Origin of the sequence: Sutcliffiella sp. NC1, from assembly GCF_027594365.1 — a bacterium.
Taxonomy (GTDB): Bacteria; Bacillota; Bacilli; order Bacillales; family Bacillaceae_I; genus Sutcliffiella; species Sutcliffiella cohnii.
Map to the genome: position 1 here is coordinate 2,974,275 of NZ_CP115153.1, position 18,807 is coordinate 2,993,081.

19 protein-coding genes are annotated in these 18,807 nt (G+C 35.3%); 1 reads left to right on the plus strand and 18 read right to left on the minus strand.

Annotated elements, in window-relative coordinates; genetic code table 11:
• Positions 1 to 311: 311 nt before the first annotated feature.
• Both O1A01_RS15510 and O1A01_RS15515 read right to left on the minus strand, forming a co-directional pair.
• A complete protein-coding gene (locus O1A01_RS15510) occupies positions 312 to 1,970 on the minus strand; it encodes a DAK2 domain-containing protein (protein ID WP_270064465.1) in 1,659 nt (552 codons plus the stop codon).
• Positions 1,971 to 1,985: 15 nt separating this feature from the next.
• A complete protein-coding gene (locus O1A01_RS15515) occupies positions 1,986 to 2,348 on the minus strand; it encodes an Asp23/Gls24 family envelope stress response protein (protein ID WP_066417700.1) in 363 nt (120 codons plus the stop codon).
• A 367-nt stretch (positions 2,349 to 2,715) separates the two neighbouring features.
• Here O1A01_RS15515 and rpmB point away from each other — a divergent pair, with 367 nt between their 5' ends.
• Positions 2,716 to 2,904 (plus strand): 50S ribosomal protein L28, encoded by a 189-nt coding sequence (gene rpmB / locus O1A01_RS15520; protein ID WP_066417703.1) that lies wholly within the window; start codon positions 2,716 to 2,718, stop codon positions 2,902 to 2,904.
• Between the two features lie 268 nt (positions 2,905 to 3,172).
• Here rpmB and spoVM read toward each other — a convergent pair whose 3' ends face one another.
• The 16 genes from spoVM to O1A01_RS15600 form a co-directional block, all read right to left on the minus strand.
• Entirely contained in the window at positions 3,173 to 3,253 is an 81-nt protein-coding gene (gene spoVM / locus O1A01_RS15525; RefSeq protein ID WP_066417706.1) for a stage V sporulation protein SpoVM, read from the minus strand.
• A gap of 54 nt (positions 3,254 to 3,307) precedes the next feature.
• Positions 3,308 to 3,961 carry a thiamine diphosphokinase gene (locus O1A01_RS15530; protein ID WP_066417727.1) on the minus strand — a complete coding sequence of 218 codons (654 nt, stop codon included), beginning with the start codon at positions 3,959 to 3,961 and terminating at the stop codon, positions 3,308 to 3,310.
• 290 nt (positions 3,962 to 4,251) lie between these two features.
• The gene (rpe, locus tag O1A01_RS15535) at positions 4,252 to 4,908 is read right to left on the minus strand and encodes a ribulose-phosphate 3-epimerase (protein WP_270064466.1); all 657 of its coding nucleotides are present in this window, start codon (positions 4,906 to 4,908) and stop codon (positions 4,252 to 4,254) included.
• A 5-nt stretch (positions 4,909 to 4,913) separates the two neighbouring features.
• Positions 4,914 to 5,792 carry a ribosome small subunit-dependent GTPase A gene (gene rsgA, locus O1A01_RS15540; protein ID WP_270064467.1) on the minus strand — a complete coding sequence of 293 codons (879 nt, stop codon included), beginning with the start codon at positions 5,790 to 5,792 and terminating at the stop codon, positions 4,914 to 4,916.
• Positions 5,793 to 5,803: 11 nt separating this feature from the next.
• Positions 5,804 to 7,789 (minus strand): Stk1 family PASTA domain-containing Ser/Thr kinase, encoded by a 1,986-nt coding sequence (gene pknB, locus O1A01_RS15545; RefSeq protein ID WP_066417710.1) that lies wholly within the window; start codon positions 7,787 to 7,789, stop codon positions 5,804 to 5,806.
• Between the two features lie 5 nt (positions 7,790 to 7,794).
• Positions 7,795 to 8,550, minus strand: a complete 756-nt coding sequence (locus O1A01_RS15550; RefSeq protein WP_270066425.1) for a Stp1/IreP family PP2C-type Ser/Thr phosphatase — start codon at positions 8,548 to 8,550, stop codon at positions 7,795 to 7,797.
• A gap of 5 nt (positions 8,551 to 8,555) precedes the next feature.
• The gene (gene rlmN / locus O1A01_RS15555; RefSeq protein WP_066417711.1) at positions 8,556 to 9,641 is read right to left on the minus strand and encodes a dual-specificity RNA methyltransferase RlmN; all 1,086 of its coding nucleotides are present in this window, start codon (positions 9,639 to 9,641) and stop codon (positions 8,556 to 8,558) included.
• Positions 9,642 to 9,644: 3 nt separating this feature from the next.
• The gene (gene rsmB, locus O1A01_RS15560; protein WP_270064468.1) at positions 9,645 to 10,982 is read right to left on the minus strand and encodes a 16S rRNA (cytosine(967)-C(5))-methyltransferase RsmB; all 1,338 of its coding nucleotides are present in this window, start codon (positions 10,980 to 10,982) and stop codon (positions 9,645 to 9,647) included.
• A complete protein-coding gene (gene fmt / locus O1A01_RS15565) occupies positions 10,983 to 11,924 on the minus strand; it encodes a methionyl-tRNA formyltransferase (RefSeq protein WP_066417718.1) in 942 nt (313 codons plus the stop codon).
• A 1-nt stretch (position 11,925) separates the two neighbouring features.
• On the minus strand, positions 11,926 to 12,399 hold the full coding sequence (gene def, locus O1A01_RS15570; protein ID WP_066417721.1) for a peptide deformylase: 474 nt from the start codon (positions 12,397 to 12,399) through the stop codon (positions 11,926 to 11,928).
• A gap of 14 nt (positions 12,400 to 12,413) precedes the next feature.
• A complete protein-coding gene (priA, locus tag O1A01_RS15575) occupies positions 12,414 to 14,822 on the minus strand; it encodes a primosomal protein N' (RefSeq protein ID WP_066417724.1) in 2,409 nt (802 codons plus the stop codon).
• A complete protein-coding gene (gene coaBC / locus O1A01_RS15580; RefSeq protein ID WP_066417725.1) occupies positions 14,823 to 16,031 on the minus strand; it encodes a bifunctional phosphopantothenoylcysteine decarboxylase/phosphopantothenate--cysteine ligase CoaBC in 1,209 nt (402 codons plus the stop codon). It abuts the gene before it with no gap.
• Between the two features lie 576 nt (positions 16,032 to 16,607).
• Complete coding sequence (gene rpoZ, locus O1A01_RS15585; protein ID WP_066421853.1) at positions 16,608 to 16,841, minus strand: DNA-directed RNA polymerase subunit omega; 234 nt, start codon at positions 16,839 to 16,841, stop codon at positions 16,608 to 16,610.
• Position 16,842: 1 nt separating this feature from the next.
• Complete coding sequence (gmk, locus tag O1A01_RS15590; protein ID WP_066421856.1) at positions 16,843 to 17,457, minus strand: guanylate kinase; 615 nt, start codon at positions 17,455 to 17,457, stop codon at positions 16,843 to 16,845.
• A gap of 13 nt (positions 17,458 to 17,470) precedes the next feature.
• Entirely contained in the window at positions 17,471 to 17,734 is a 264-nt protein-coding gene (remA, locus tag O1A01_RS15595; protein ID WP_066421858.1) for an extracellular matrix/biofilm regulator RemA, read from the minus strand.
• A 60-nt stretch (positions 17,735 to 17,794) separates the two neighbouring features.
• The gene (locus O1A01_RS15600; RefSeq protein ID WP_270064469.1) at positions 17,795 to 18,670 is read right to left on the minus strand and encodes a YicC/YloC family endoribonuclease; all 876 of its coding nucleotides are present in this window, start codon (positions 18,668 to 18,670) and stop codon (positions 17,795 to 17,797) included.
• Positions 18,671 to 18,807 lie beyond the last annotated feature (137 nt).

The window sequence follows — 18,807 nt, forward strand, 5'->3', positions numbered from 1 at the left end:
ACATTGTTAGGTTACGCCTATAATTTCTGGAAGTAACATTACGATAAGCAAACATATAATCGAAGAAAGGACCTATTTTTAATCATTATATAAACAATACCATAAAATAATAAATTTCTGAACTAGTTAGAATTACAAAACAAGAACCAAAAGCGTAGGAGCTAGACGTAGAACACAAGTCATCAGTTGCCTACAAACTGTCAAAATTTATATTTTCTTTAACGATAAAAAAACGTATTAAATCACAAAAGAAGGGAGTTGGCTGTTAACCTTATCTCCCTTCATTTTCACACTACCTTTAGTTTTATATATTATTCTACAGAGAAAATATAAGAATATAACGGTTGCTTTCCGTTATGAATCTCTACTTCAACATCAGGATATTGCTCTTCCACTTGCTCGGACAGCTTTTCTGCTTCTTTTTCTGAAACATCCTCACCGTAAATAATTGTTAAAATTTCTGAATCATCATCTAATAAAGTTTGAAGTAGCTGTTGTGCCGCTTCTACTTTATTTTTACTAGTTGTAACGATTTTACTTTCTGCAATTCCCATATAATCGTCTTTTTGAATTTCAATCCCATCAATACTTGTATCTCTTACAGCATATGTTACTTGACCAGTCTTCACCATTTGTAAAGAAGCTGTCATTGTTTGTTCGTTAGCTTTAAGATCACCCGTCGGATTGAATGCTAAAATAGCAGCCATTCCTTGTGGAACTGTTTTAGACGGGATAACAGCTACGTTCTCACCTACAACATCAGCTGCTTGGTTTGCAGCCATAATGATATTACTATTGTTTGGCAGTATAATAACATTTTCAGCATTTACTTGTTCAATTGCCTTTACAATATCTTCCGTACTAGGGTTCATTGTTTGACCACCTTCAATGACAACTTTTGCCCCTATACTTTTAAACAAGTCAGCTATTCCTTCACCCATCGCAACCGTAATAATACCGAACTTTTCTTTTTTCTCAGTTTCGGCTGGCTTTGTACTTGAAGCTTCTTCGAGTAGGTTGCTATGCTGTTCACGCATGTTTTCAATTTTCATGCTTATTAAGCTTCCATACTTTTGACCGTACGTTAAAACACTACCAGGCTGTTCGGAATGAATATGTACTTTCGCAACCTCATCATCTGCAATTACTAGTAAGGAATCACCATATGCTGATAGGTCGATACGAAACTTCTCTTCCACGAATTGCTCTTTACCATTTTCGAAACGGACCATAAATTCTGTACAATAGCCATAAACGATATCTTCCGTACTAATATGGCCGTGGACATTTTTATGATGCTCAGCGTTTACTAAGTCCGTTAACGAAGGCATTGTAGTAGCTTCTGGTAGCGCTTCACCTTTAAGTTCTGCTAAAAATCCTTCATAAACGTGAACTAACCCTTGACCACCACTATCAACTACCCCAACTTCCTTTAATACCGGTAATAAATCAGGTGTTCGTTTTAAAGATGCTCTTGCTTCCTTTAAAGTTGCTTCCATAACTACAACTATATCGTCTTCTGTTTCTGCAACTTGTACTGCTATTTTTGCAGCATCTTTGGCAACAGTTAAAATCGTACCTTCAACTGGCTTCATTACAGCTTTATATGCAGTGGCTACACCAGCTTCAAATGCAGCTGCAAACTCTTTACTATTAATTGTTTCTTTTTGTTCTATCGCTTTAGAGAAACCACGGAACAATTGAGAAAGAATAACACCAGAGTTACCTCTTGCACCCATTAATAGCCCTTTTGCAAGAGCTGACCCCACCTTACCAATATGTGGTTGAATATTATTCTTTACTTCTTTCGCTCCAGAAGTAATAGAAAGATTCATATTTGTCCCTGTATCTCCGTCTGGAACAGGGAAAACATTAAGAGCATCTACTGTTTTTGCATTATTAGATAACTGATTTGCTCCTTGTAAAATCATTTGAGCAAACTGTTTTCCATCTAAAACATGAACTGACACAAAACTTCCTCCTTATTACGGGTTCGTTACACGAACACCTTGTACAAAAATGTTTAATGAATCAACCGATAAACCTAGTGTTTGATTCAATGTGTATTTCACCTTCGTTTGAACATTATGAGCAATTTCTGAAATTTTCGTACCGTAACTAACAATAATGTACATATCGATATGTATTTCATCCTCTTCTTGACGAACAATTACTCCTTTAGTAAAGTTCTCTTTTCGAAGAATTTCTGATAACCCATCTTTAATTTGGTTTTTTGAAGCCATTCCCACAATCCCATAGCAATCAACAGCCGCTCCTCCAGCAATTGTTGCAATTACATCGTTAGAGATATCTATTTGACCGTAAGATGTTTTTAATTCGATGGACATAAAGGATCCCCCTTATTATAGATTTATGAACCTTATGAACTATTGCTTATTTTACTATAAATAATTGCATTTTTAAAGGTACTTAAACTTTTTTGCACATAACACTATTATAATACTGAATGCTAAAAACATGTATGTCAAGGTTTTTTTCTTGAAAGCTTTTCATTGAACTATTGCATTCTCTAAGGTTGTATGTTAAATTATATAAGTATTTTCAAACATTCCATAATCAGAAAAACTGTAGAATATATTTACATATTGTAAATACTTTTCTTCGTTTTTCATACAGGATTAGAAAAGAACATCTCTTTTTTAGTCTCTAAAATGAAAATAACTTGTAGTATTGTTGTAGTTAGGAGGGAATTAAATGGCACGCAAATGTGTAATCACAGGTAAAAAGACTAGTACTGGTAATGCACGCTCTCACGCAATGAACGCTAATAAACGTACTTGGGGTGCAAACCTTCAAAAAGTTCGTATTTTAGTTGACGGTAAACCAAAACGTGTTTACGTTTCAGCTAGAGCATTAAAATCAGGTAAAGTAGAACGAGTATAATCTCATACAAAAAAGCGACTTGTAGTCGCTTTTTTTATTTTGGTTTTTTGTGTGTACATACTTTAAAGTTAGTAGACAACATTGTTTGTGTTTAAGTTAATCTGTTCTTCCGTGCTACTCAACATAAAGTTAACATAAGAAGTTTATTGTTTATTAATAGTTTTGTTTTGATAAAGGGGTAAACATGTTTATCGGATGATTATTTTTCATAAGAACGAATGGAGAGCCACTATCTGCTAAAAGTAAAAAAGCACCCTCGATAGGTGCTCTACTCTTTTTTAAATGACCCTAACATCGCTTTTATAATTCCACCAAGAAATTTAGGAAGTTTAATTGTATAAAATTTCATTCTATTCCCTCCTCGAAAAGTTTCCTCTACCGCATCATTTTATCACTGAACACATTAAATGTTTCTGTCTTGGCTTCTTATAACCAATAATATGCCTTCTATGAATGAAAAAGTACCAGAATTAAAAATGAGTTCATTACTAATACATAATGTCTCACCCCAAAAAATATTCCTATTTTTTAAATTGTATTTAAAGCCTGTTAGGGTGAGTTCTTTTACTTCTGGGGTTATTGGGATAAAAGAAATATAAGGAAAACGCACATCTTGTTCCAAGTTGTATTTACCTGGTTTTACTACATATAAAATGTTTTGGTTATCTATTATTTGTATAGAACACCCTTCATTTATTCCTTTAAGGAGGAGTTGTATGTTCCCAAAAAAATGATCTAGCCTCCCACCAGTACCACCGAATAATTTAATACTAGCCGGTTTTTCGTTAATAGCCCAGTTTACTGCAATTTCTGTATCAATTTCATCTTTTTCACTAGGCAATAAAAATAAGTTCGTTGTTTTTTTCTTTAATTCCATTAATTCATCATGAGAAACTGAATCAAAATCACCAAATGCTTTATCCGGAATAATTCCATATTCCTTTTGTAGAATCCATGTGCCACGATCTACTCCAACCCAAACTACATTTTCCCCTACCCATTCATGCAAGTTAGGCATATTCTCTACTGGCCCACCAGCCACTATATGTATATTCATTTTCATCTTTTCCTCTCTTCTTTTTTCATAAAATGGGCGATAAAAATAGTTAAAAATTGAGGAAGTCCAAACTAGAAACTAGCTTTTGGGACCCATCTTTTTATACTAAACAATCAATAAAAGCTTCCCAATTTCCAATATGTAGTCTGGACATAGTTCATATTTTAGCCCTCAACATAATAGGCACTGGATTAGCAAGCGTTTCCAGCTACTTTCAAAAAGACTCTAATAAAAACAAAACAGTGGGAAAAACGATTCGTTTTCCCCACTTATTATAAACACTTATTAATTCAAGAGTTGTAGGATCCTCGAATTAGCTCAATAGCTTCTTTACGATTCTGTTGATTATAAATAGCGGAGCCTGCAACTAATACGTTAGCACCTGCTTCTACACAAAGTCTAGCTGTTTCCTCGTTCACTCCACCGTCTACTTCAATTTCAACATCAAGGCTATTCTCTTTAACTAACTGAGCAACTTCTTTAATTTTAGGTAATACTTCGTGAATAAATGCTTGTCCACCAAATCCAGGATTCACTGTCATTAGTAACACTAAATCAACATCTTTAATAATATGTTTAATTGTTTCAACAGGTGTAGCAGGATTTAATACAACACCAGCTTTTATACCAAATGATTTAATATGTTGAATCGTTCTATGTAGATGAGTACAGGCTTCAACATGGACCGTAATAATGTCTGCACCAGCTTTTACAAAGCTTTCAATATACTGGTCAGGACTTTCAATCATTAAATGTACATCTAAAGGAATAGTTGTGCTTCGGCGAGCTGCTTCTACTATTAGTGGACCTATCGTAATATTAGGGACAAAATGGCCGTCCATTACGTCCACGTGGATGTAATCAGCTCCACCTTGCTCAACATCTTTAATTTCTCGTTCTAAATTTGCAAAATCAGCGGAAAGTATAGAAGGTGCAATTTTGATCATCGTTGTTAATACCTCGGCTTTCTATTCGTTATCTCTTCTACAAAATTCATATAATGTTCATACCGATATAGCGCTATTTCACCATTTTCGACTGCTTCTTTTACCGCACATTTTGGTTCTTTTAAGTGAGTGCATCCCCTGAATTTGCATCCCTCACTTAATCGTACAAACTCTAAGAAACAATCTTTCACATCTTCAACTTCTAACTCTAAAAACTCAAGCGAACTAAAGCCAGGAGTGTCGGCTACATACCCTTTTTCCACTTCTATTAATTCCACATGTCTAGTAGTATGTTTTCCACGTCCTAGATGCATGGAAATTTCGTCCGTTTTCAAGTCTAAGTCTGGACGTAACACGTTAAGTAAAGATGATTTTCCAACACCAGACTGTCCAGCAATTACTGATACTTTATCGGCTAAATACGGGTATATTGTGGCTACTCCCTCAGGATCCTTATTAGAGGTCATTAATACTGTATATCCGATATTTTCATAATAACTAGCATATTCTTTTACTTTTCTGTCATCTGTAAGCAAGTCCATCTTTGTTATACAAATTACTGGAGTAATATGTTTTGATTCAATTAGTGTTAAAAATCTATCTAGTAATGCTGTACTAAAATCTGGTTCAACAGCCGAAAAAACTAAAATTGCTTGGTCAATATTGGCAATAGGAGGTCTTGTTAACTCATTTTTTCTATCAAGCACTTCCAACACATAGCCTTCTTGAGCATTTTCAGCCTGGAATTTTACGATATCCCCAACTAGAGGGGTAATTTTATTTTTTCTAAATACCCCTCTTCCTCTACATTGAGTAATAGATCCATCGTCTGCCAAAACATAGTAAAAACCAGCTAATGCTTTGACAATTTTGCCTTCTGGCATATAATTCCTCCTTAATAATCTTTCATTTCATCATAGTCGACTGTATTACTTAATACTTCCGTTTCATCAACTAAAATTTTGTAACTAGCTTTCCCTTTATAAGGAATGGTTAATGATATTTCTTGATTCGTATCTTCTGTAATTTTAAACGACTCAACAGGTGATTCCATCGTATTATTTAAGTCTTCTATAAAAATAGAAACCGTCTGTTCTTGATCTTCTTCTTCCCCACTATAAGGAATATTTACAGTAATGCTCACCGTTATATCTACAGGTTCCGGACCTTTTGAAACAATTAGCTGCACCGCACTGTTCTTTTGAACTTCCGTATCAGGCTTTGGATTTTGATCTATTACATTACCTTCTGGGACAGTCTCACTATATTCCTCATCTACTTTTACTGAAAATCCTAAATCTGTAAGATGATTTTGGGCGAATTCGGCCGTTGAACCTTTATAATTAGTTAATTTAATCGGTTGTGATCCTTTTGATACTATTAGTCGTACGATCGTTTCTTCTGGTATAATTGCTGTTCCTGGAGCAGGATCTTGTTCCATAACAATTCCAGCTTCTACCGATTCAGAATACTCTTCTACTTTTTCAATATTGTCTAGACCTTTTAACTTTAACCGTCGTTCAGCATCTTCCAAGGACAGAGTACGATAATCGTCCATTTCAGATGTTTCTTTCCCGATACTACGATATATAGTAATTGGTGAACCTTCTTTTACCCTTCTGCCAGCTACCGGATTTGTCCTTGTTACGTTTCCTTCTTGAATATCATCACTAGTTTCATCAATTGGTTCGTTTATTTCAAAGCCAAGTGATAATAAATGCTCCACGGCATCATCATATTCGTAATTAACAACATCAGGCACTTCTACTTCTTCTGGAATTAATAAAGAAGGCAGTACAGTGAACGCGAAAATTCCTCCGGCAACGAGTAAGAAAAGAAGAGTGAAAAGAACGATAAGCCATTTTTTCTTTTTACTTTTTTTCTTATTTGGAGGAGCATCTTTCTTTTTCTCTTTCTTTTCTTTCTGTTCGGAAGTAGGTGGAATTGTATCTTCATTTTTTAAGTTTGCTGAACTTAAAGCTGCGCCTTTAATTATCGGAATGGCTTTCGTAGCTTCTTCGTCTTCATCTGGTATAGAAAATGGTTGTTCATTTCTCCGATGAGGTTCTAATGCCGTACTTATATCATCATTCATTTCGTCTACAGACTCGTATCGATATAACGGGTCTTTCGCCATCGATTTAAGTACAATATTTTCTAAACTTTGTGGAATGGTAGGATTCCAACGCTTAGGCGACGGAGTGTCTGATTGTAAATGCTTTAATGCAATTGAGACAGCCGATTCTCCAGAAAACGGTAAGCTTCCTGTTAACATTTCAAACATTACTATTCCAATTGCGTATACGTCTGATTTTTTTGTCGCTATTCCACCTCTAGCTTGTTCGGGTGATAAATAATGAACAGAGCCGAGTAAAGAATTTGTTTGTGTAATTGTTGTGGACGATAAAGCCATCGCTATTCCAAAGTCTGTTACTTTTATATTACCCTCTGTATCAATAAGGATATTCTGTGGTTTAATGTCACGGTGAATAATTCCATTATCGTGAGCATGAGCAATAGCTGACGTTAATTGATCCATTATTTCAACTACTTTGTTAAAAGCAACTGGTGCGTTCTGCTGGATATATTGTTTTAAAGTTTGCCCTTTCACATATTCCATTACAATATAATAAATATCATTCTCTTCACCGATATCATAAATACTAACGATGTTTGGATGATCTAAACTAGTTGCGGATTGGGCTTCTCTTCTAAAGCGGCGAATAAAATCATTATCATTAGCATAATCTAAACGTAACACTTTTACTGCAACGTCACGGTTTAAAATCATGTCGTGGGCAAGATAGACATTTGCCATTCCCCCGCCACCAATTACTTGTTCAATTTTATACCGTCCGTTCAATCTTTTTCCTATTAACATACATATCACCTGCTTTCCATTTCGGTGACAGATAAGTTGACTATTGCAACGGATATATTATCTTCTCCACCATATTCGTTCGCAAGATTAATCATTTGTTCCGCTTTTTCTTGTAGTAACATTTCACTATTATGTAGTATAGAGATTAATTCTTCATCACTTACTTTATTCGTTAGTCCATCAGAACATAATAACAAATAACCATCTTCCTCAAGTGGGAGCGTTCTTATATCTACTTTCACTGACTGCTCTGTCCCGAGAGCTTGTAAAATAACATTTTTTCTCGGATGATGTTCAGCATCTTCCTTAGAAATTTGACCACTCTTTACAAGTTCATTTACGAAGGAATGGTCATCTGTTAATTGTTTTATTTGTTCTTCTGATGATAAATAACAACGACTATCCCCTACATGCCCAATCGTAACGTACGAAGAGGTACATACTGCCGCGACAATTGTTGTTCCCATTCCATTACATTCTGTATGTTCGCTCGCATATTGATATAAGTCTGAGTTAACTTGTACAATTTTATTTTTAAGCCACGTTTCTGTATCATTAGGAGAGGAGAAAACTTCCTCCTCATTCCAATATGCCTCCATTTTTTCAACTGCTAGCTTACTTGCAATATCACCAGCTTGATGACCGCCCATTCCATCACACACAATCGCCAAGGTTAATCCATCATTTTTTTCATAAATTCCACCATGGTCTTCATTATGTGTGCGTACTTTCCCTTTATTGGTTAAAAAGACACTCTTCAATGAATTCACCTCGTCTCCTCTTTACGCTCCTTCGCACGAAGTTGTCCACAAGCTGCATCAATATCATGACCTTGTTCGCGACGGATCGTAACATTTACCCCATATTTCTTTAATGTTTTTTCGAATTCAAAAATTTGTTCTTTCGGTGTTCTTACATAGTCTCTTTCTGGAACATAGTTTACAGGAATTAAATTAATATGACATTTTATTCCTTTCACTAATCTTGCCAATTCTTCCGCATGTTCCACTTGGTCATTAACTCCACCAAAAAGCCCATATTCAAAACTAACTCTACGTCCTGTTTTTTCAATATAGTACTTAACAGCTTCCATCAAGTCTGGTAACTTATACGCACGGTTAATTGGCATAAGCTTTGAGCGAATCTCTGTATTTGGAGCATGTAGGGATATAGCAAAGTTTATTTGCATATTTTCATCAGCAAACTTATAAATCTTTGGAATAATTCCGCTCGTAGAAACCGTAATATGTCTTGCACCAATATTTAAACCATCGTTATGGTTGATAATTTTTAAGAAATCCAACATTTCATCGAAATTATCAAACGGTTCGCCAATTCCCATTATAACTACATGACTTACTCGTTCATTCATTTCATCTACTGCCTGTTGCACTTTAACAACTTGAGCTACAATTTCCCCAGCTTCTAGGTTTCGCTTTAATCCCCCTAATGTAGAGGCACAAAATGTACAGCCAATTCGGCAACCTACTTGTGTTGTGACACATACTGAATTACCATATTCATGTCGCATTAAAACTGTTTCAATGGAATATCCATCATGCAATTCAAATAAAAACTTCATAGTTCCATCAGATGATGTTTGTTGAATAAGTGTTTTTAGGGTCGTAAGTACGAATTGTTCCTCTAGCTTTTCTCTTAAAGTTTTTGAAAGGTTCGACATATCCTCAAAAGAAGTTACCCTCTTAATGTAGAGCCAATCAAAAATTTGCTTTCCTCTAAATTTCTTCTCACCATTTTCAATTAACCAAGCTTCTAACTCATGAAGTTGAAGCGAGTAGATGGAAGGTTTCGTTATTGTTGCATCTTGCTGCTTTCGTGTTGTTTTCTCCATCTTTTACACCTGCCTTTTTAGTCTCGCAATAAAAAATCCATCGCTATTAAAATAATGAGGTAAAATTTGCAACATACCGTTTTCCACGTATTTGTGTGCAACCTCGGGAATTAAATTTCTAAATTCTGCATCTAAAGAAAAATGAGGATGTTCTTTTAAAAATTCGGAAACAACTTCCATATTTTCTTCTTTATCAATTGTACATGTACTATAAACTAGTGTGCCACCTTTATTTACTAAAGGAGCAACATGAGTTAATATATTTTTTTGAATGGTAGCTAATTGCTCTATATCTTTTGCTGATTTAGCATATTTTAAGTCTGGCTTCCTTCGAATAACCCCAAATCCCGAACACGGAGCATCAACTAAAACTTTATCAAAACTTTCATGTTCAAATATATCTTGTACTTTTCGGCTATCGTATGCTTTAGCCTCAATGTTTGTTAGTCCAAGACGGGTTGCCTGGCTAACGATTAATTTAACTTTATGTTCGTGTAAATCTGTTGCAAAAACTTTACCAGTTCCTTTTAACAATTCACCAATATGCGTCGTTTTTCCTCCTGGTGCAGCACAACAATCGTATACCGTTTGTCCAATTTCTACACCTAACGAAGGTGCCACTAACATGGAACTTTCATCTTGGATCGTTAATAAGCCTTTCTTATAGACTTTAGAGTAGGCAAGATTCCCTTGTTTTAAAACAATTGCATAAGGGGAAACTTCTCCTTTTACAACATTGTACCCTTCATCTATTAGCATTTCCATTACTTCTTCTACAGTTGCTTTGTGTGTATTTACTCGAGCGGTTTGAAAAGGTGGCTTTAAATTTTGTTCACACATTAAAGTTGTTTGTTCTAGTCCATATTGTTCGACCCATTTTTCAACTAACCATTTCGGATGACTTGTTGCTATAGATATTTTCTCTATTTCATCCGTTATTTCATCAAGCGAACGTACACCATTTCTTTGTATGGACCGTAATACACCATTTACAACAGATGCTACCCCTTTATGTCCTCTCTTTTTGGCTATTTCAACCGCTTCAAAAATGACAGCTCGCTCTGGAATTCTGTCTAAATATAACATTTGGTATAGAGAGATATTCAATAATATTTTAACCCAGTCTTGAAGCTTTTTTTGTTTAGCAATAAAAGGAGCTAAATAATAGTCAATCGTCATCCTTCTTTGTACTGTTCCGTAAACAATCTCTGTAAAAAGTCCAGCATCTTTTTTTTGCACTTTATGTTGGTCCAAATAATGATTGAGTAATAGGTTAGAATATGATTGATTTTTTTCTATACTTAATAATGCATCAACTGCTAATTCACGAACATTTTTCATTTAATCTAACAAAGCTCCTTCTTTTAAGGCGGACCCCGCACCGTTTAGGTATTGCTCTCCAGTCATTCTCTTTTTACCAGCAGGCTGAAGATCTGTTATCTTTATTCCAATATTATTGCCAGTTTTCACAACAAACCCATCATTTTCTATGTGAATTACTTCACCGGGGTTACCAGATTTAGTTGTTGAGATCTTTTCTCCCCACCAAACTTTTACTGCTTGACCATCTAACGTTGTATAAGCAACTGGCCAAGGATGTAAACCACGAATGTGATTATATATTCCCTCTCCATCTTTGGACCAATCTATTTTTTCTTGTTCTCGTTTAATATTGTACGCAAAAGTAGCCTCATCATCATTTTGTTTTATAGCATTTAATTTCCCTTCAAACAGAAGAGGTAATGTTTCTGACAATAACTTTGAACCTGCTACACTTAACTTATCATGTAATGTACCAACATGGTCACTTTCTAAAATTTCAACTTCTACTTGTGTTAAAATATCGCCAGCATCTAACTTTTCTACCATGTACATAATTGTTACGCCTGTTTTCGCTTCGCCTTGAATGATAGAATAATGAATCGGAGCGCCTCCGCGTAGTTTAGGTAATAGGGATGCATGAACATTAACACATCCATATTTAGGTGCATCTAATAATGATTTAGGAAGAATTTGACCGAATGCAGCGGTGACGATTAAATCTGGTTGTAGCTCGATGATTTTTTTATATTCTTCCTCTAAGCGTATTTTTTCTGGTTGATAAATAGGGATTTTATGCTTTTCTGCTTCCACTTTAACTGGTGGAGGAGTCAGAACTTTTTTTCTCCCTTTTGGACGATCTGGTTGAGTTACTACAGCGATCACATTATATTGATCATTTATTAATTGCTGTAAAACCGGAACTGCAAAATCTGGCGTCCCCATAAATACTATATTTTTCATTTTATTCACCTTCTAATTCATCTTCTTCGTAATATTTTGTTACTTTACTCGTAAATAGCACACCATGCAGGTGATCCACTTCATGGACAATTGCTCGGGCTAAAAAACCCGTCGCTTGTAGTTCAAAAAATTTCCCGCGTCTATTTTGTGCTTTTACTTTTACATAATTCGGTCGGGCAACTTCCCCAAAAAGCCCTGGAAAGCTTAAACATCCTTCTGGTCCTACTTGCTCTCCATCTTCTTCGACTATTTCTGGATTAATTAATTCAATCTTCCCATGATGGTCATCAATATCTACAACTGCAATTTGTTTCCTAACATTTACTTGTGGTGCAGCAAGACCAACACCATCCGCTTCTAGCATCGTTTCATACATAGAATCTAATAATTTTGCTAGTCTTTTATCGAAAACAGTTACCTTTTCGCATTGTGTTTCTAATACTTCTGCTGGGTGTTTTACAATTTCTAAAATCATTTATTTCCTCCGACCTACATCATCATGTACGGGTTTAAATCTACTGAAATTAATAGTTTTTCCCTTACCATTTGTTGTTGATATTTATCTAAGATAGTTTTTAATAAATCGTTTAGTTTTGGCTCTCTTTTGTATTTAATTATACATTGATAGCGGTAACGGTCTTTTATTCGTGCAATTGGTGACGCAACTGGTCCCAATATGATAGCTTCGTTGGACAATTGTTGCTTTAAGAAAAATGATATTTTCTCCGTAACTTGTACTACTTTTGGTAGTTCCTCATGTGAAACAGTTAAAAGGACAGTATAGTAAAACGGTGGATATTGGTGAAGTTTTCTGACCATCATTTCCTTATTATAGAAGGAATGATAATCATGAGTGCTTGCTAATTGCACACTGTAATGCTCAGGCGTATACGTTTGAATTATAACTTCCCCGGGAAGCACATGCCGTCCTGCTCGTCCGCTTACTTGTGTTAATAATTGAAACGTTTTTTCTGCGGATCTAAAGTCTGGCACATTTAACATCGTATCTGCCGTTAATACACCTACTAATGTGACATCAGGAAAATCTAATCCTTTTGCAATCATTTGCGTACCTAAAAGAACATTCGCTTTCTTCTGACCAAATTGTTCTAACAGTTTTTCGTGTGAACCTTTTTTAGAAGTAGTATCAATGTCCATTCTTATTATTTTCGCTTCTGGCATTATTTTAACTAATTCTTCTTCCACTTTTTGTGTACCTGTACCAAAAAATCGAAAATGTTCACTTTGACAAGAAGGACAAGTTGAAACTACCGGCTCTTCAAATCCACAATAATGACATTTCATAGAGTTAGAAAAACGATGATAGGTTAAAGTAATATCGCAATGAGGACATTCAATAACAAATCCACAATCTCTACACATCATAAATGAAGAATAACCACGTTTATTTAAAAATAAAACAGATTGCTCTCCTCTATCAATTCGGTCTTGTAGCTTTTCTACAAGCACTCGAGAAAACATCGAACGATTTCCTTCTCTTAATTCTTCCCTCATATCTACAATTTCAACAGTTGGCATTGCTTGCTCATTCATACGCTTATCCATCGTTAACAGTGTGTATAATCCTTTTTTAGCACGTGCAAATGTCTCTAATGTTGGAGTAGCACTTCCTAGAACAACAGGGCAATTATGATATTTCCCTCGTTGGATTGCTACATCTTTAGCGTGGTATCGTGGTGTTTCCTCTTGTTTGTAGCTTGATTCATGCTCCTCATCAATGATAATAATACCTACATTCTCAAACGGAGCAAAAATAGCAGATCTTGCACCAACTACTACTCTCACTTCTTTTCGATGAATTTTTCTCCATTCATCGTATTTTTCTCCGATTCCTAGTCCACTATGTAAAACAGCAACTTCATCACCGAATCGAGATTTAAATCGGTTTACCATTTGTGGTGTTAATGAAATTTCTGGAACTAATATGATTGCTTCTTGACCTTTTTGCAACACAGCATCAACAGCCTGCATATACACTTCCGTTTTTCCGCTTCCTGTAACACCGAACATGACAAAACTTTCATGTCGACCTTTTTCAATGCAACGAAGAATAGGAGTTATTGCGTTTAGCTGTTGATCTGATAATGGCAACGGGTGAGACTTTTGAAAATTTCTATCTTTGTACGGGTCACGATAAATCTCTTCCTCTATTTCCGTTATAATACCTTCGTTCGTTAAAGTTTTTATAACGGAACTACTAGTTTGTGTCATTTCTAATAGCTCTTGTTTGGAAATTTTGGCAATTTCATTTTCCATGATATACGTCAGTACTCGTGTTTGCGCTTTTGCACCTTTAGTCAATTGTTTCATGTATGATGTTAACTGTTCTTGTGAGAACTGGACATCTATCATTTTGATCGTTTTTTTCTTTGCCTTATCCTTTACTTGATAATAGAGCTCAATTTTATCTTGTTTCACCAGCTTTTGAATGATTGGAAAATACGGTTGATCCTTCACATTATCGTACAAAACCCGTCCATTTTCCCCAAATATAGAGTGTAGTTCCGTTGGCAATGTTTCCGTATTTTTAACAATTAACCATTTTTCATATTTAGCTTTTAATGCAGCAGGAAGCATCGCCTGTAAAGCACTTATTGTATAGCAAAGTGTGTGATTTTTTAACCATTGTGCTAATTGTAATAGTTCACTCGTTAAGACAGGCTGTAAATCTAAAACAGATTGAATCGGCTTTACCTTCTCTAATTCGGTATTATCCTTCAAAAAGACAACGAAACCTTGTACATTACGGGGACCAAAAGGAACAATTACTCTCACCCCTGGTTGAACAATATCCTTCCATTGTTCAGGCACCCCATAATCAAACGTTCGATCAATTTGCTTTGCTGGTACATCAACGATTACACTCGCATATGTCATTTACATATCACTACCTTTTGAAGCAATATGCTGTAATATTTTGTACGCTAGTTCTAATTTCGTTAATTTAGGGAAAGAAGTAGGTTTTTCGTTTCTACTGTAAATGGAAATAATATTCGTATCTGTATTAAAACCAGCACCTTCTTCTGTCACATTATTCGCTACAATATAATCTAAGTTTTTCTTTTCTAGTTTTCCTTTTGCATATTGCTCAACATTGTTAGTTTCGGCTGCAAATCCTACTAAAAGTTGTTGTTTCTTTCTTTCACCTAACGTTTTTAAAATATCTGTCGTTCTTTCCATTTCAATGACTATGCTTCCGTCATTCTTTTTGATTTTACTTTCCGATACGAACTTAGGTCGATAGTCTGCAACAGCTGCGGCCTTAATAACAATGTCCGATTGGTCGTAATGCTTTAAAACTTCTTGTAGCATTTGTTCTGCTGATTCTACAAAAATAGTTTGAACATTTGGAGGGGGCTGTAAAGCGGTCGGCCCAGAAATTAGCACTACTTCTGCACCTAAATGTTGGGCCGCTTCGGCAATTGCGTACCCCATTTTACCAGAAGATCGATTAGTTAAATACCGTACAGGATCAATGATTTCAACCGTTGGTCCTGCTGTAACTAGTAGTTTTTTACCTTTTAAAATTAGTTGTTGACCTTTATTTTCAGAAAAAAAGTCTTCTAACAATTGTACAATTGTTTCTGGTTCTTCTAATCGCCCTTTCCCAATCCATCCACATGCTAAAAATCCAGCTTGAGGCTCAATAAAGTGATATCCAAATGTAGTTAATGTTGTCATGTTAGTTCGAACGGCTGGGTGGTCATACATGTTTACGTTCATAGCTGGGGCTACCCATACAGGAGCCTTCGTTGCCAATAGTGTAGTAGTAATCATATCGTCTGCAATTCCGTTTGCTAATTTTCCAATTACGTTTGCAGTGGCAGGTGCTATAAGTACGATGTCTGCCCAATCAGCTAATTCTATATGAGAGATAACTTTGGGATCTTTTTCTTCGAATGTATCTGTGTAAACATCGTTGCGTGAGAGTGCTTGAAATGCTAGTGGTGTTACAAATTTCACTGCTGAGTCACTCATGATTACTTTGACGATAGCACCTTTTTGAATTAATTTACTAGTTAGTGCGATTGCTTTGTAGGCAGCAATTCCGCCAGTTACACAAAGTAGTATTTTTTTATCTTTCATTTTCTCATTCCCCCAAAATGAAAAATTATATGTAACAGTTTATTTATTCATGTAACGATTATTAGGAAAAACTTTATTCTAATATAAACAAAATGATTGGTTTCGTCGACTTTTAAGATTGTTTGGTGGGTCTTCTCTAGAAAATAGGTGTGTTTAAGAAAAAGCATTGCATTATAGACAGCAATGAATGTTGTTTATATGTTTTAAGCAATACGTTTCACTTCGCTACAGACACTTGCTTTCCGCGGGGAGGGATTCGAGCCTCCTCGGCTGCGCCTGTGGGGTCTCGACCTTCCCTCTACATCCCGCAGGAGTCAAGTGTCTTCCGCTACGTTTCACTCACGGTTCTAAAACATGAAAGGTAAAACATTGAAGCTGTTCAAATAATATATACATCCATTTCTAGCTCTTTAGTGCTAATTCCGTTTACGGTTATCTAAGCTTTTAGCTTTGAAAAGACTAAAAAAATAACAACCTATTGCTAGGTTGCCCATTTATGATGTAGAACGTATTTATGAATATGGAAAGGAAGAAATATTCGTCCTTTCCGCTCCACAACCTAAACGAGAGGCTGTATTATTTGCTGTTTAAAATACCTTCACTGCGTTCTGTAGAACTTACATGAATTACTTTCAATAATTCTGCATCGATTTCTTCTAACGCTTTCCCTACATTTTTATGGGAAACTGTTTTACTTAACATTACTGTTCCATCTTGTTGTAATTCACGTGCACGTCTTGCTGAAACTGTTACTAACGTGTATTTGGAATCTAATTTTTTCATTAATGAGTCGATAGAAGGATTTAACATTTTATTCAACCTCCAACATTCTTTGGTATTTTTCTCGTATTCTTGTGCGTTTACAATGTTCGGCAACTACGATGGATTGAATTCTTGAGCAAGCTAAATCCACTTCATCATTCTCCACCACGTAGTCGTATGCGTCCATCATTTCAATTTCTTCTTTTGCAACAGTCATACGATTATTAATTAAATCTGCTGTTTCTGTTCCTCTAGTTGTAATTCGTTTCTTTAATTCGGAAAGACTTGGTGGTGCTAAGAAAATGAAAACACCTTCTGGAAATTTATTCTTTACTTGTAACGCACCTTGCACTTCAATTTCAAGGAAGACATCTTTTCCTTGCGATAAACATTGTTCTACATAATCGACAGGAGTGCCGTAGTAGTTACCTACGTATTCCGCCCATTCAATAAATTTATCTTTTTCAATTAAAGACTTGAATTCTTCCTTCGATTTAAAGAAGTAGTCAACTCCATCTACTTCTCCTTCTCGGGGTTTTCTTGTTGTCATCGAAATTGAATACTCAAAATCGACATCATCTTTTGAAAATATCGCTTTCCTTACTGTTCCTTTACCAACACCAGACGGGCCAGAAAGAACAATTAATAAACCTCTTTCAATCATGTCTTTATGTTACCTACCCTTCATCAGACATTTCATCTTTATTAACAAGCCTTTGCGCAACTGTTTCTGGTTGCACGGCAGATAAAATTACGTGATCGCTATCCATTATGATAACTGCACGAGTCCTCCTACCATATGTAGCATCTATTAACATACCTTGATCACGTGCATCTTGAATGATACGTTTAATTGGAGCGGACTCTGGACTTACAATAGAAATAATACGATTTGCAGATACAATATTACCAAATCCGATGTTAATTAACTTAATACTCATGCTTTCCCCACCTTTAGTTACAACTCTATTCTTTACCTCTACGAAAAAATGTAATCAAAATTATTCAATGTTTTGAACTTGTTCCTTCATCTTTTCTAAACAAGCTTTCATATTAATTACCGTATTACTAATTTTAGCATCATTGCTTTTTGAACCGATCGTATTAGTCTCTCGATTTAATTCTTGTATAATAAAATCAAGCTTTCGCCCGATAGGAGCATCTGTTTCTAGTGTTCTTTGGAATTGATGAACATGACTTTGAATACGTTGTAATTCTTCATTAATATCGGATCTATCTGCAAATATCGCTACTTCGGTGGCGATTCGTTGTTCATCGACTGAACCTTGAACCCAGTCCTTCATTCTTTTTTCTAATCTTTCTTTATATGTAAGTATTACATTTGGTGCGTATTCCATTAACTGTAAAGAAGTTTGCTCAACCTCTTTCACTTGATTTAATAGGTCTGTTTTTATTGTTTCACCTTCAGAGGTTCGCATTTCAATTAATTTTCTTGTTGCTGTTTCTACTAACTGAAGTAATTGTGTCTCTAATTCAGATTGGTAGTCCTCTACCTCATTAACAATTAAAACGTTATCTAGCTGAAGAACATCACTAATAGTAATAGAACCTTGTATATTAGAGGAACTCTTTATTTCTTCCGTTTTTTTTATATAGTCTCTTAATAAATCCCAGTCAACTTCTAACTTTCGCGAAGAAAGACCTATTCCATCTATCGTTATAAAAACTTCTACTCTGCCTCTATGTATTAACATATTTATTACACGTTTCATCTTTTCTTCTAAGGAAAGTAATTGCTTAGGCATTCTCATATTTATTTCGCAGAAACGATGGTTAACTGATTTCATTTCCACTGTAATGGTATAGGTATCTGTTTGTAAAAAGGCACTACCATAGCCAGTCATACTTTTTACCATTCTGTCACATCCGTTTCTTTCAAAAAAATGGTGCTAAACTATACGCTAAGCAAAAATAATCTTAGCATTCTTTTCGTCATTTTCAAAGGAAAAAATGAAATAACAAGGAAAAAGGTAATAGAGTAATCTCTACTACC

Bases quoted from the DNA above. Each gene is read 5' to 3' on its own strand.
- priA (WP_066417724.1), bottom strand. From the start codon at position 14,822: ATGACATATGCGAGTGTAATCGTTGATGTACCAGCAAAGCAAATTGAT.
- O1A01_RS15515 (WP_066417700.1), bottom strand. From the start codon at position 2,348: ATGTCCATCGAATTAAAAACATCTTACGGTCAAATAGATATCTCTAAC.
- pknB (WP_066417710.1), bottom strand. From the start codon at position 7,789: ATGTTAATAGGAAAAAGATTGAACGGACGGTATAAAATTGAACAAGTA.
- remA (WP_066421858.1), bottom strand. From the start codon at position 17,734: ATGAGTATTAAGTTAATTAACATCGGATTTGGTAATATTGTATCTGCA.
- rpmB (WP_066417703.1), top strand. From the start codon at position 2,716: ATGGCACGCAAATGTGTAATCACAGGTAAAAAGACTAGTACTGGTAAT.
- fmt (WP_066417718.1), bottom strand. From the start codon at position 11,924: ATGAAAAATATAGTATTTATGGGGACGCCAGATTTTGCAGTTCCGGTT.
- O1A01_RS15600 (WP_270064469.1), bottom strand. From the start codon at position 18,670: ATGGTAAAAAGTATGACTGGCTATGGTAGTGCCTTTTTACAAACAGAT.
- O1A01_RS15530 (WP_066417727.1), bottom strand. From the start codon at position 3,961: ATGAATATACATATAGTGGCTGGTGGGCCAGTAGAGAATATGCCTAAC.
- rlmN (WP_066417711.1), bottom strand. From the start codon at position 9,641: ATGGAGAAAACAACACGAAAGCAGCAAGATGCAACAATAACGAAACCT.
- rpoZ (WP_066421853.1), bottom strand. From the start codon at position 16,841: ATGTTAAATCCTTCTATCGACTCATTAATGAAAAAATTAGATTCCAAA.
- coaBC (WP_066417725.1), bottom strand. From the start codon at position 16,031: ATGAAAGATAAAAAAATACTACTTTGTGTAACTGGCGGAATTGCTGCC.
- rsgA (WP_270064467.1), bottom strand. From the start codon at position 5,792: ATGCCAGAAGGCAAAATTGTCAAAGCATTAGCTGGTTTTTACTATGTT.
- spoVM (WP_066417706.1), bottom strand. From the start codon at position 3,253: ATGAAATTTTATACAATTAAACTTCCTAAATTTCTTGGTGGAATTATA.
- rpe (WP_270064466.1), bottom strand. From the start codon at position 4,908: ATGATCAAAATTGCACCTTCTATACTTTCCGCTGATTTTGCAAATTTA.
- def (WP_066417721.1), bottom strand. From the start codon at position 12,399: ATGATTTTAGAAATTGTAAAACACCCAGCAGAAGTATTAGAAACACAA.
- gmk (WP_066421856.1), bottom strand. From the start codon at position 17,457: ATGATTGAAAGAGGTTTATTAATTGTTCTTTCTGGCCCGTCTGGTGTT.
- rsmB (WP_270064468.1), bottom strand. From the start codon at position 10,982: ATGAAAAATGTTCGTGAATTAGCAGTTGATGCATTATTAAGTATAGAA.